10 protein-coding genes are annotated in these 13,130 nt (G+C 38.5%); 4 read left to right on the plus strand and 6 right to left on the minus strand.

Translation table 11 applies throughout. The features are described 5' to 3' along the window. Positions 1-84 precede the first annotated feature (84 nt). The 4 genes from FHT21_RS20900 to FHT21_RS20915 all read left to right on the plus strand — a co-directional run bounded on the left by FHT21_RS20900 (position 85) and on the right by FHT21_RS20915 (position 5,998). Complete coding sequence (locus FHT21_RS20900; RefSeq protein ID WP_167296690.1) at positions 85-2,331, plus strand: sodium-translocating pyrophosphatase; 2,247 nt, start codon at positions 85-87, stop codon at positions 2,329-2,331. A 115-nt stretch (positions 2,332-2,446) separates the two neighbouring features. Next, positions 2,447-3,922, plus strand: a complete 1,476-nt coding sequence (locus FHT21_RS20905) for an amino acid permease (RefSeq protein WP_167296691.1) — start codon at positions 2,447-2,449, stop codon at positions 3,920-3,922. Between the two features lie 98 nt (positions 3,923-4,020). Continuing rightward, positions 4,021-5,352: a porin gene (locus tag FHT21_RS20910; RefSeq protein ID WP_167296692.1), complete on the plus strand. Its 1,332-nt coding sequence runs from the start codon at positions 4,021-4,023 to the stop codon at positions 5,350-5,352. Between the two features lie 79 nt (positions 5,353-5,431). After that, positions 5,432-5,998 (plus strand): MarC family protein, encoded by a 567-nt coding sequence (locus tag FHT21_RS20915; RefSeq protein WP_029274105.1) that lies wholly within the window; start codon positions 5,432-5,434, stop codon positions 5,996-5,998. A 553-nt stretch (positions 5,999-6,551) separates the two neighbouring features. On the opposite strand, the gene FHT21_RS20920 is transcribed toward FHT21_RS20915, so the two are convergent. From FHT21_RS20920 to FHT21_RS20945, 6 genes are all read right to left on the minus strand, one after another. Then, entirely contained in the window at positions 6,552-7,721 is a 1,170-nt protein-coding gene (locus FHT21_RS20920) for an RsmB/NOP family class I SAM-dependent RNA methyltransferase (protein WP_167296693.1), read from the minus strand. Positions 7,722-7,756: 35 nt separating this feature from the next. Continuing rightward, a complete protein-coding gene (locus tag FHT21_RS20925; RefSeq protein ID WP_167296694.1) occupies positions 7,757-8,968 on the minus strand; it encodes an amino acid ABC transporter substrate-binding protein in 1,212 nt (403 codons plus the stop codon). Between the two features lie 121 nt (positions 8,969-9,089). After that, positions 9,090-10,619, minus strand: coding sequence for a glutamine-hydrolyzing GMP synthase (gene guaA / locus FHT21_RS20930; RefSeq protein WP_167296695.1), 1,530 nt, complete (start codon positions 10,617-10,619; stop codon positions 9,090-9,092). Positions 10,620-10,790: 171 nt separating this feature from the next. Next, on the minus strand, positions 10,791-10,988 hold the full coding sequence (locus FHT21_RS20935; RefSeq protein ID WP_167296696.1) for a prevent-host-death protein: 198 nt from the start codon (positions 10,986-10,988) through the stop codon (positions 10,791-10,793). A 174-nt stretch (positions 10,989-11,162) separates the two neighbouring features. Next, positions 11,163-11,621 (minus strand): dCMP deaminase family protein, encoded by a 459-nt coding sequence (locus tag FHT21_RS20940; protein WP_086547433.1) that lies wholly within the window; start codon positions 11,619-11,621, stop codon positions 11,163-11,165. Positions 11,622-11,685: 64 nt separating this feature from the next. Next, entirely contained in the window at positions 11,686-13,122 is a 1,437-nt protein-coding gene (locus FHT21_RS20945) for an MFS transporter (RefSeq protein ID WP_167296697.1), read from the minus strand. Positions 13,123-13,130 lie beyond the last annotated feature (8 nt).

Here is a 13,130-nt window from a genome sequence, read left to right on the forward strand (position 1 = left end):
GGATGCTTGGAGTCGATAAAACAATTAACCGATTTATACAGTTAAGCAATAACAACTAACCAAATATAAAACCAATTATTAACTATGGATTTTTTACAAAACAATTTAATTTACTGTATCCCGGCTCTGGGCCTTGCGGGGATTATAGTTATGATGATTAAAAGTGCCTGGGTAAACAAGCAAGATGCAGGTGATAAGAATATGCAAGAGCTTGCGGGCTACATAGCCGATGGTGCTATGGCCTTTTTAAAAGCCGAATGGAGGGTATTGAGCATTTTTGTCGTTTTTACGGCTGCACTCCTAGCCTACTCGGGAACAATTACTGAAATTAAAGGTGTTCCGATGCACTCGAGCTGGATTATCTCTATCTCTTTTATTATAGGAGCGGTATTTTCTGCAACTGCGGGTTATATCGGAATGAAATCGGCTACAAAAGCCAATGTTAGAACCACGCAAGCGGCCAGAACAAGTTTAAAACAAGCATTAAAAGTTTCATTTACCGGAGGTACGGTAATGGGTTTGGGTGTTGCCGGATTAGCTGTTTTGGGTTTAGGTGGCTTATTCATTGTGTTTTTAAAGCATTTTAACGTAGTATCTGTAAACAGCGTTGAAATGAAAACTGCTATAGAAGTTTTAACCGGATTTTCTTTGGGTGCCGAATCTATTGCCTTATTTGCCCGTGTTGGCGGTGGTATTTATACCAAAGCTGCCGATGTTGGTGCAGATTTAGTGGGTAAAGTTGAGGCTGGTATCCCTGAAGATGATGTACGCAACCCTGCTACCATAGCCGATAACGTTGGCGATAATGTAGGTGATGTTGCGGGCATGGGTGCCGATTTGTTCGGTTCATATGTAGCTACTATATTAGCTACTATGGTTTTAGGACAGGAAATTGATGTGAAGGATAATTTCGGAGGGATGTCTCCTATTCTTCTTCCAATGGTAATCTGTGGTTTGGGTATTATATTTTCGATTATCGGAACCTGGTTTGTAACCATTAAAGACGAAAAATCGAATGTTCAAAATGCGTTAAACCTAGGTAACTGGTCGTCGATTGTGATTACGGCGGTGGCTTCATTCTTTATTGTGAAATGGATGCTACCAGAAACCCTTAACCTTCGTGGTTATGAGTTTTCGAGCATCAATGTATTTTATGCCATTATAGTAGGCTTGGTAGTGGGCACCATTATGAGTATTGTGACCGAATATTTCACCGCAATGGGCAAAGGGCCCGTAAACTCGATTATCCAACAATCTTCAACTGGCCATGCCACCAATATTATTGCAGGTTTATCTGTAGGAATGAAATCTACCGTAATCCCTATCCTGGTATTAGCAGGAGGAATTATGGCTTCCTATCACTTTGCTGGTTTATATGGCGTGGCTATTGCAGCGGCAGGAATGATGGCTACAACAGCTATGCAGCTGGCGATTGATGCTTTCGGACCAATTGCGGATAATGCAGGCGGCATTGCCGAAATGAGTCAATTGCCGCCAGAGGTACGCGAACGTACCGACAATTTAGATGCAGTTGGAAATACAACCGCAGCAACCGGTAAAGGATTTGCTATTGCATCTGCAGCCTTAACATCTTTAGCTTTATTTGCAGCTTTTGTAGGTATTGCGGGTATTAATGCGATAGATATTTATAAAGCGCCAGTTTTGGCCGGACTATTTGTTGGCGGTATGATCCCGTTTATCTTTTCTGCACTTTGTATTCAGGCGGTGGGTAAAGCGGCAATGGATATGGTTCAGGAAGTTCGCCGCCAGTTCCGCGAAATCCCGGGCATTATGGAATACAAAGCTAAACCTGAATACGAAAAATGTGTAGCCATTTCTACCAAGGCTTCTATCCGTGAAATGATGATGCCTGGAGCTATTGCTTTAATTACCCCGGTAATTGTAGGCTTTACCTTTGGGCCAGAAGTTTTGGGTGGCTTATTGGCTGGAGTAACCGTTACTGGTGTATTGATGGGAATTTTCCAAAGTAATGCGGGGGGTGCCTGGGATAATGCCAAAAAATCTTTTGAGCAGGGTGTAATCATTAACGGCGAAACATTTTACAAAAAATCAGAACCGCATAAGGCTTCGGTTACCGGAGATACCGTTGGCGATCCTTTTAAAGATACTTCAGGCCCTTCGATGAATATTTTGATTAAATTAATGTCTATTGTTTCACTAGTTATTGCTCCATACATCGCAGTTAAAGCAATTGCAAGCGAACATAAGCAAGAAGTTCGGAAAGAAATCAGAATTGAGCAAAAAACCGATAGTTTGGGACATATAATTACCGACACTTTAACAAATACAACCGATACATTAAAGTTTTAGTTGTAAAATCATAGATATAATAAAAGTAAAAGGGATTTTTAACCAAAATCCCTTTTACTTTTCCGTAATTTTTAATTACGTTTGAGGCTGAAATAATCTAAACAAAAACTAAAATATGGGTTTATTTACTAAGAAGCCGATGCATTTACTGCTAGAAGAAGCGGGAGATTCAGCCAAAGGCTTAAAGCGTACACTTAGTGCTGGTGCATTAGTGGCATTAGGTGTGGGCGCAATTATTGGTGCTGGTTTATTTGTTAGAACAGCAGCAGCAGCAGCACAAAATGCTGGGCCATCTGTTACCATTGGCTTTATTATAGCCGCAATTGGTTGTGCATTAGCCGGTTTATGCTACGCAGAACTATCATCATCTATTCCGATCTCCGGTAGTGCTTACACTTACACTTATGCCACTATGGGCGAGTTTATGGCCTGGATAATTGGCTGGGATTTAGTGTTAGAATATGCTGTTGGGGCTGCAACAGTAGGTATTGCCTGGAGCGAATACTTAAATAAATTACTGGTCGAAGTATTGCATACCTCGCCCATACCTTACGAGTGGTGCCACTCACCTTTCCAGTCGCATCCAGATGGTACCGTAAATGGAATTATCAACCTTCCTGCATTATTTATTGTAGGCTTATTGAGCTTACTTTTAATTAAAGGAACTTCAGAATCTGCTTTTGTAAACGGTCTGATCGTAATTACTAAAGTAAGTATTGTAATCTTAATCATTGTTTTAGGTTGGGGCTTTATTCATGAAGCCAATCACCATCCATATATTCCAAAAGCAACTACTTATGTAGATCATGCAGGCATCAGCCATAGTTTTGGTGGTTTCTGGGGTGTTCTCGGTGCGGCCGGAACAGTATTCTTTGCCTTCATCGGTTTTGATGCTGTAAGTACTGCAGCACAAGAAACTAAAAACCCTAAAACAGCAATGCCAATTGGTATCTTAGGTTCATTAGCTGTGTGTACTGTTTTATACATCTTATTTGCACACGTTTTAACCGGTATCGCTCCTGTTGAATTCTTTAGAACTAAAGGTGGTGAAGCATCGGTTGTGGCTGCAATTAGCGAATACATGACAGGTTATGGCTGGTTAGCTAAATTGGTTACCGTAGCTATTTTAGCAGGTTTTTCTTCCGTAATTTTGGTAATGTTATTGGGCCAGAGCCGTGTATTTTACTCCATGAGTAAAGATGGTTTATTACCAAAAATGTTCAGCGATTTACACCCTAAATTCAAAACACCTTACAAAGCCAACCTAGTAATTTTGGTAATCGTAGGTTTATTTGCAGCTTTCATCCCTGGTGATGTAGTGGGTGATATGACCAGTATTGGTACTTTATTTGCCTTTATGCTAGTTTGTATCGCAGTAATTATTTTAAGAAAAACTGATCCTGATCTTCCACGTCAGTTCAAGACACCTTGGGTACCTTTAATCCCAATTTTAGGTGTAATTACCTGCGGATTAATGATCCTTGGTTTAGGCTGGACAAACTGGTTAAGGTTATTTGGCTGGTTAGCTTTAGGCTTTATTATCTATTTTGGATACAGCAAACAGCATTCTCATTTAAAAGATTCTAAATAAGCCGAATATTTAAAAAAAATTAAGCCTCGACCAAAAGTCGGGGCTTTTTTTATGTTAAATAATTGTTAATAAAACTACCTTTGCAAAAAATTGATAACATGTACCGCCATCCAGCCAAATTTAAGCGCGTTTATTTCTTCCTAACTATTGTTTTGTTATTCATTTCTGCTGCAGGATACGCACAAAGAACAATTAATGATGTAATGGATTCCACAACAGTAAACCATTTGCTCATTATCTCGAAGAAATATGGTTCATTATCTTTCAGTGGTTATTTACAGCCACAGTTCCAATTGGCGCAATCGAAAGGTACGCAGGCTGAGTTTCAGGGTGGAAATTTTGGCGATTTTACCAATAACAGGTTCAGGTTAAGAAGAGGCCGTTTGAGGGCAGATTACATGATGTTAACGGAAGATGGTGCTCCCTCTACCTACTTCGTACTTCAGTTTGATGGTACAGAACAAGGTGTAGCGATCCGGGATTTCTGGGGACGTTATTACGAGAATAAATGGAAAATATTGGCAGTAACTCTTGGTCTTTCGGGCCGTCCATTTGGTAATGAGCTCCAACTGTCATCATCAGTAAGGGAAGCACCTGAACGTGGTCGAATGTCGCAGATTTTAATGAAAACAGAACGTGATCTGGGTGTAACCTTTACTTTAAACCCACGCTGGAAAGATGCCAAACTCAAAAATTTTGTACTCGATTTTGGTGTTTATAATGGTCAGGGCTTAGCTGGTAACGGAGAATTCGATAACAGCAAGGATTATATTTTAAGGTTAAGCCATAAAACTTATGCATTTAAAAACTTTACCATTGCAGGCGGAATAAGTACGCTTCAGGGAGGCTTAGATCACCGCTTGCCTGTGAGCTATAAGATGGAGCAAATAAATGATACATGGAAAATGGTTAAAGATTCATCTACAGCTACCATAAACAAAGTGGCCCCAAGAAGATATTATGGTGCGGATATACAACTGGCTACCAAAACCAAAAGCTGGAAATCAGAGTTTAGAGCAGAAGTAATATCGGGCTTACAAACAGGTACCTCAACCACATCAACCACACCTGGCTCTTATCCTGTTGATAATAAGGCCGTGGCCTTGCCTTTTTATACACGTACTTTTAATGGTGCCTACTTTACCTTTGTACAAACCTTAAACAGTACAGATAACCAGCTAATTTTGAAATATGACTGGTACGATCCGAATGCTAAAGTAAAAGGCATGGATATTTCTGGCGATAAAGGGCTTTCTCCTGCTGATGTGCGTTTCGACACCTTTGGATTTGGTTTTTTACACCACTTTAATCCACATTTTAAAGCAGTGCTTTATTACGATATTATTAAAAACGAATCGACTCAAATTCAGGGCTATACAGCTGACAGAAAAGACAATGTGCTTACTTTAAGAACACAGTTCTATTTCTAATAAATAACTGTACAATTGAGGAATTGATACAAATTCCACTACCTTTGCTTAAAATTGCGCCGCTATGAAATTCGATTTTATGACGTTCAACTTAAGCCAGATCCTATCGACCACGATGGTACTCTTTGCTATTATCGATATTTTGGGCGCTATTCCCGTTGTGATCGAATTGCGTAGAAAAGCTGGCCATATCGAATCAGAAAAAGCATCATTAGTAGCTACGGGCTTAATGATCCTCTTTCTGTTTGTCGGAGAATCTTTATTGAAAGTGATTGGATTAGATGTAGAATCTTTCGCCATAGCAGGTTCATTTGTGATCTTCTTTATTGCCATGGAAATGGTATTGGGATTAACCATTTTTAAAGAAGAAGCGCCAGAAACGGTTTCTATTGTTCCATTAGCCTTTCCTTTAATTGCCGGAGCAGGTACTATGACAACTTTGCTATCATTAAAAACAGAATACCATACCCAGAATATTTTAGTGGGCATTATACTTAATATGTTGTTTGTTTACTTTGTATTGAAAAATACCAACAGGCTGGAAAAACTTTTCGGAAAATCTGGTTTAAACATCTTACGTAAAGCCTTTGGGGTAATTTTATTGGCTATAGCAATTAAATTATTCAGAAATAATACAGGGCTTTAAAGTACCATTTCAACGATTCATCACTCTGGATTTATTTCAGGGTCTATCTGCAAGAAAGATGCTGAAATAAATGCAGCATGACGATTAATTGAGAGAAATAACGTTTCTAAATGACAATCCTCCAATTTAACTTGTAACAATAATTCCGTATATTCATCTAAACATAAAGCTTACATTATGAACAGCTTTGAAGAATATACCTTAATTATCGGAGCAATAGCCGTTTTAATCGAAGCGGTAAAATACTTTAAAAAGAATTTCAAATCTTGGTTCGAACATACGTAGCGTTACATTATATCGACGTCACCCTGACCTGTAGCGTAGCGGAAAGCTACGAAGTAAATTTATTTCGGGGTCTATTTTACAGGAAAAATGCTGACCACGTAGTAGCTACAAGACCATTGAAAACACTACTTCTACTTGTAAAACAAATTCAGCACGACGATCGCTTTGAGAAAGCACGTTAAAAAATGACCGTTATAAATAAAAATTAGTCGAGCTCAGGTTAATAAGTCACACTTGATCTTAAAATCACAGAATCCTTTAATCTTGGCTATTCCTGACCTTTTTTAATCAACCTCGCTACAAACATCGTATCGGCGTTATTTTCATAACCTTTAATCAGTTCCATTTTTTCCAGCTCTAGCGGCAACTGCTCAATCATATGCTGCACAATGGCTTCGTTTTCTTCGGCAAAGGCGGAGCAGGTAATATAAATTAAAGGCTTACCAGGCTTTAAATATTTTACAATATTTTGGACGATCCCCCTTTGGATGTTTGCAAATTGATTGATTTTCCGTTCCTCAAAAAACGTAAGCATTTCGGGTGTTCTGCCCCATGTTCCGGAACCGGTACAAGGCGCATCCAAAATGATCCCATCAAATTGATAGTGGTGTAAAACCTGATCGTTGTTCTGTAAAAGATCTAGCTCTTTTTTATGGTATTTTTTGATCCCGGCTAAGCGGAAACGTTCATCTAGATTTAAGAGTACACTTTCTCTCAGATCGGAAACCAAAAGCTCGATAACAGGCTCCAAACTGTGCAAAAGCAATGTTTTTCCACCTGATGCCGCACAGCAGTCCCACCATTTATCCCATTTGTTAGGTTTAAAATAATGGCCCGTATGCTGAGAAGATAAATCCTGAACCTGGTAACTGCCTTCTTTTAAAACAGTTTCGAGCTTGGTTCCATTGGGCAAGGCCAAAGCAGTTGGGGAAATAGCTTTAACCTCAATTTTTTCATCTTCTAATTTGGAGATGATGCTTGCAGATTCTTCGGCCCCTACCCTAATAAACAGATCGGGTTGTTTGAAGAATGAGGTATAAAATGCCTCCCGGTTTAATCCATCAGATAGATTTGCATGAAACGGATATACCTCCTGAAAATTAAAATCCGGATACTTCGTTTTGATAATGGATATTTTTTCTTCAAGCTGCAGCGTAATGCTTTCTTTTAGTTCCGGCAAATTTTTCTCCACAATAAGGCTAAGCGTATCGTGGCACAAGAAATCGGCAATACTCAAACGTTCTTCCTGTGGAAGCCCTGATAAAGCCTTACCTAATCTAAAAAAGCTATATATATGACGCGTGGCCCATCTCCTATCGGATGATCCCATTTGTTTATGTTGCTTAAAATAGGTTGGTAGAAAACGATGCAAGGGCAAACTTCCATCATAATTATTCAAAATCTGTTCAAAGGCCCTTAACTGATGATCTGCTCTCATGCAATAATTAAAATGGAAGAAAAATAAATATAGAATTACTCAACTATGTTTAACGCAAAGTTTTTAAACTTCAATAACATTAAACTGGTGTTAATATAGCCTAATTTTTCATCATGGATAAATGAAAAGTTATTATGAAGACCTTTATATTTATCTTTTATCAGATAATCTCTATAATCCTCTCCGTATGTGGTTAACAGTTTACCGAAGTAGTAGCCAACATCAAAGCCCTTAAAAGCGTATTCTCCAGGCTCAAATCCGTATCTGTAGCGATATTTTTTAACAAAGGTAATAACTGCGCTGCTTTTGTAGTCTATTTTATAAGAAGAGCTGATAATCGTATTCAGATCCTGTAATTTATCGGTAGGATAATTCTGTTTTACCCAGTTAGGATGGCCAAACAGATTAATACTATAACCACCTGTAGGTAGATGCTTTAATTTATACAGTTTTTCTACTGTTGGCAATACAAAAGTCCTGTCCGATGAGGTAAGCACCACTACATACTCTTTACCTTTGATCATTTTTGTTTCAAAAGCATAGGCCGAAGCATACTCCTGTACCACAAACTTGGTATTGCTTTGAAAATAGTTCCTTATTGGTGCTGCAAACTGTTCGTCTTCTGTTTTCTTAGGGTTAATCAACACCACTATGGTATTAGCAGGATTATAGTTTTTAGCAATATATGTAGCTATTTTTTTTCCATGTAAGCCAATATTATTTACAATGGACACCAGGTTTGGATTATTAAATTCAGCAGGTTCGGAAGCGGCCAGAGGAGATACAATAATTGCATTATTTTCTTTGGCATAATTGGCGATAAACTTTAATCCATCAGGAAAAACGGGGCCAATAATTAAATTGCTTTGTTTAAACCGCTCATTTTTGTACAAGAGCGATATATGTGCATTATCATCTTGCGTATCGAAAACATTCAGTTTAAAATTTAAGCCCTGGGCCGCTGCAGAATCCAATCCCAATTTAAAACCCTGATAGAAATCAATAGGCATGGCATATTTCTCGATATCGGCTTTTGTGGCTGTTTTTAAATTCAGTTCATCCAATTTAAAGGGAACGAGCAGAGAAATACTTGCCTGCGAAAACTTTTTGATAGGCTTTTTATCTGCTGGCTTTTCTTTTTCAACAGGTTTACCGGCTTCGGGCTTGGGTGTCCTGATTTTAGGCGAACAAGCACCCAAAACTACCGCAAACAAAACCAGCAATCCATAAACCTTCTTGAAATTCATACCTATCATTTTTAACAAAATATGCTAGCAAAGGTTATTCCACCTTGCTAGCATCACCTTTATTTTATGCAGTTCGGACTGAAAATTCCAAACTGAAAACTCCCAACTCAAAACTAAACAACTATTCCCACTCAATAGTTGCAGGTGGTTTAGAGCTGATATCGTATACGACTCTATTGATGCCCTTAACTTTATTGATGATTTCGTTTGAGATTTTAGCCAATACCGGATAAGGTAGGTGGCACCAATCTGCCGTCATTCCATCAAGCGATTCCACAGCTCTTAGTGCAATTACATTTTCGTAAGTACGTTCATCGCCCATTACCCCAACAGATCTCACGGGTAAGAAGATTGCGCCTGCCTGCCACACTTTATCATAAAGGCCTGCTTCTTTTAAATTGTCGATATAAATTTTATCGGCATCTTGTAAAATGGCTACCTTTTCTGGGGTAACCTCTCCAATAATGCGGATACCTAAACCTGGTCCTGGAAATGGGTGGCGGCCTAAAATAAACGATTCTAAACCTAAAGCGGTACCTACTCTTCTTACTTCATCTTTAAACAAAGTTTTAAGTGGTTCTACTACTTTAAGTTTCATGAAATCTGGCAAACCGCCCACATTATGGTGCGATTTAATAGTTGCAGATGGACCTTTAACCGAAACCGACTCAATAATATCTGGGTAAATTGTACCTTGGGCCAACCACTTTACATCTTGAATAAGGTGAGATTCTTCATCGAAAACTTCGATAAACACACGGCCAATAATTTTACGTTTTGTTTCTGGATCTTCTACCCCAGCCAACTGACCCAAGAATTTGTCTTTAGCATCAACGCCTTTAATATTTAAGCCAAAATCTTTGTATTGCTCTAAAACACTTTCATATTCGTTTTTACGCAATAAACCGTTATCAACAAATATACAGTGTAGGTTTGTGCCAATAGCTTTATGCAAAAGCACTGCAGCTACGCTACTATCAACACCACCTGAAAGCGCCAGAACAACTTTATCGTTACCTACAGTAGCTTTAATATCGGCAATTGTAGTTTCAACAAAAGCAGCAGAAGTCCAGTCCTGGCTACATCCGCAGATATCAACCAAGAAGTTTTCTAAAAGAATTTTTCCATCAATACTGTGCGTTACCTCAGGGTGAAATTGGATCGCATAAGTATCAGAATCTTTGATGTGATAGGCCGCTACTTTTACACTATCGGTACTGGCAATCAATTCAAAGTTTTCAGGAATATCGGTAATGGTATCGCCATGGCTCATCCAAACTTGCGAGTCGATGTTTATGCCTTTAAATAATTTGTTCTCCTGATTTACAAAATTCAAGTTAGCACGGCCGTACTCGCGTGTTGAAGATGGCTGAACCGCACCACCCGAATGTTGGGCAATATATTGTGCACCATAACAAACCGCCAATAATGGATATTTTAAATGGTATTTCGATAAATCGATTTGAGGTGCATCTTCCTGACGGACAGAATAAGGACTACCCGAAAAAATAACCCCTTTTACGTCAGGTGTAACCTCAGGAAGATTGTTGTATGGATATATTTCACAGTAAATATTTAATTCGCGAACCCTACGAGCGATGAGTTGTGTAAATTGCGAACCAAAATCGACGATAATGATTTTTTCTTGCATCCGCAAAGGTACCAATTAGATATGAGATTTGAGACCGGAGATTTAAGATTTTTAGCGGAAAAAGTCCGAAGCTGGCAATCAGGAGTCTAAAGTCAAATATGGGGAGATAACTCAAGGAAACGAGCATCCATCTTAATATCAATTATTCGATCAAGCATTACGAGTTATAAGCTAAATTAGACCAAGTAGTTCCTCATCAGTCATGGCAAAATCTCCTCTGAAAATCACTTGAGCTTTTCCATCAAGTAGACCTATTTTTCTTTTTTTACCATTTTTAGATTTTTTAGAAACAAAATAATTGATGATTTCATTTCTCTTCCAATAACCGAAAACGATTCCTACACCTACAATTAAAAAAACCTTATTCATTTAGGTAAAGTACGAAAACTATTTAACCTTATCAATCATGTATTTTTTTCGTTTATGAATTAGCGGCCCCTTACTCTTAAACTTGCGAAGCTCTCCCCTGCTTTCCCTCTGTGAAACTTTGTAAGGCACCACACTATTCACCAATGAACCGATGACAAGTAAACTAATGAACCTCTACGATTCTATCAAAACCACCTCGACACCAAATTTTCTTAAAAAATCTACTCCCTCATCGCTAGGCAAACCTTTATAAGCCGCATATGATTTTGAATAATACACCAATTTAATGCCTGATGATAAAATTAAACGGGCACAGGCAATACAAGGCGACAATGTGGTGTATAAAGTACATCCTTCTATTTTCGATCCATTTTTTGAGGCATACAGTATAGCATTTTCCTCAGCATGTAAAGCCAAAGAACAACTTCCTTTACTATCGCGGGCACAGCCATGCTCTGGCCATTCCTCGTCACAGTTGTGGGTACCGGCCGGCGGGCCATTGTAACCGATAGAAATTATGCGCGTATCTTTTGTTAACACTGCACCTACATGGGCACGCACACAATGTGAGCGGGCAGCCAAATCGGTGGCCAGGTTCATAAATATCGAGTCGAAACTTGGTTTATCTGTCATTATAAAAATTAAAAAAGCCACAAAGAACTAAATCTCTGTGGCTGTAAAATTACTTTATTAAAAATTAATGTCCACCAGAAATTTTCTCATCAAAATTAATTCCCTGTGTCTTCAAAATGGCACTTCCTTTAATTGCATAAAATGCAAGGTATGCAAAACACAGCACCCCAACTAAGTAACTGTATTGGATACCTGTAAACTTTGAAAGGTATCCTTGCGCTAAACTCACAATACCACCACCCATAATCATCATAATTAAAAAACTACTTCCCTGACTGGTGTGTTTACCTAAGCCACTAACAGCCAAAGTAAAAATACATGGCCACAATGTACTGCAGAATAAACCCACGCTAGTAAACGCGTAAACACTAGTCATACCCGTAGTAAACATACCAATAAATAAGGCTATAATGCCCATTACCGAAAAAATTAATAGCATGCGTGCCGGGTTTCCTTTACTGGCCATATCGGCACCAATTAATACAACTATTACTGCTGCATATACATAAAATGGTGTTAAATCGTGTTTAGCGATAGCATTTGCAACTAAGAAAACACCAAAAGCTAAATAAGGTGCTACAAATCTCAATATCTTTTGTAAGGTCATATCTTCAGTAAAAGCTTCTACCGCCCCTGTCCAACGACCAATCATTAAACTAGCCCAATATAAAGAAACATATGGAGCAATATCTTTAATGGCAAATCCTAATTTCTCTTCCATATATGCAGGTAAATTACTGGCAGTAGATACCTCTACACCAACATATAGAAAAATAGCAATCATTCCCAGTACCAACTGGGGGTAATTCAAAGCAGATCCCTTAATCGATTTAGTATCATTTGCTGAAGCTTCTACTAAAGTAGGTCGATCAGGCAAAGAAGACATTTTTAAAAATACAGCTACTAAAAGAAAGGCTACTCCTAATATTAAATATGGAATTTTTACACTTTCGATGCTCACATTGGTAGTAGCGCTTGTAGCAACACCAAAAATAGCGAAGTTTACCAATAGTGGGCCAATGGTTGTACCAAAATTATTAATACCACCTGCAAGCGTTAAACGTTGTGAACCAGTTTTAATTGGCCCCAAGGCAATAGCCAAAGGATTTGCAACAGTTTGTTGTAAAGAGAAACCCAGGGCAACAATAAACAAGCCAGATAACATTAACGGAAATGAGTGCAGATTTGCTGCCGGGTAAAACAAAAGCGTTCCGGCTGCCGAAATAACAAGCCCCAAAGCTAAAGAGTTTTTGTAGCCTAATTTATTTACAATATCCTGGCCCATTACTACCGAAATGCCATTATAAATTAAAGCGCCAACCGTATATGCAATATAAAATGCAAACGATACCAACTGGCTTTGAAATTGAGTTAAATTAAAGGCCTGCTTAAATACCGGTATTAAAATGTCATTACTGGCGGCCACAAAGCCCCAGAAAAAGAATACCGTGACCAAAGGAATAAATTGCCCCCATTTGGTTTGTGTTTGTTCTGAACTCATTTTTTAAA

It is taken from the genome of Pedobacter sp. SG908 (assembly GCF_011759615.1).
GTDB lineage: Bacteria > Bacteroidota > Bacteroidia > Sphingobacteriales > Sphingobacteriaceae > Pedobacter > Pedobacter riviphilus.

Bases quoted from the DNA above. Each gene is read 5' to 3' on its own strand.
- FHT21_RS20915 (WP_029274105.1), top strand. From the start codon at position 5,432: ATGACGTTCAACTTAAGCCAGATCCTATCGACCACGATGGTACTCTTT.
- FHT21_RS20905 (WP_167296691.1), top strand. From the start codon at position 2,447: ATGGGTTTATTTACTAAGAAGCCGATGCATTTACTGCTAGAAGAAGCG.
- FHT21_RS20940 (WP_086547433.1), bottom strand. From the start codon at position 11,621: ATGACAGATAAACCAAGTTTCGACTCGATATTTATGAACCTGGCCACC.
- FHT21_RS20910 (WP_167296692.1), top strand. From the start codon at position 4,021: ATGTACCGCCATCCAGCCAAATTTAAGCGCGTTTATTTCTTCCTAACT.
- FHT21_RS20925 (WP_167296694.1), bottom strand. From the start codon at position 8,968: ATGAATTTCAAGAAGGTTTATGGATTGCTGGTTTTGTTTGCGGTAGTT.
- FHT21_RS20945 (WP_167296697.1), bottom strand. From the start codon at position 13,122: ATGAGTTCAGAACAAACACAAACCAAATGGGGGCAATTTATTCCTTTG.
- FHT21_RS20900 (WP_167296690.1), top strand. From the start codon at position 85: ATGGATTTTTTACAAAACAATTTAATTTACTGTATCCCGGCTCTGGGC.
- FHT21_RS20920 (WP_167296693.1), bottom strand. From the start codon at position 7,721: ATGAGAGCAGATCATCAGTTAAGGGCCTTTGAACAGATTTTGAATAAT.
- guaA (WP_167296695.1), bottom strand. From the start codon at position 10,619: ATGCAAGAAAAAATCATTATCGTCGATTTTGGTTCGCAATTTACACAA.
- FHT21_RS20935 (WP_167296696.1), bottom strand. From the start codon at position 10,988: ATGAATAAGGTTTTTTTAATTGTAGGTGTAGGAATCGTTTTCGGTTAT.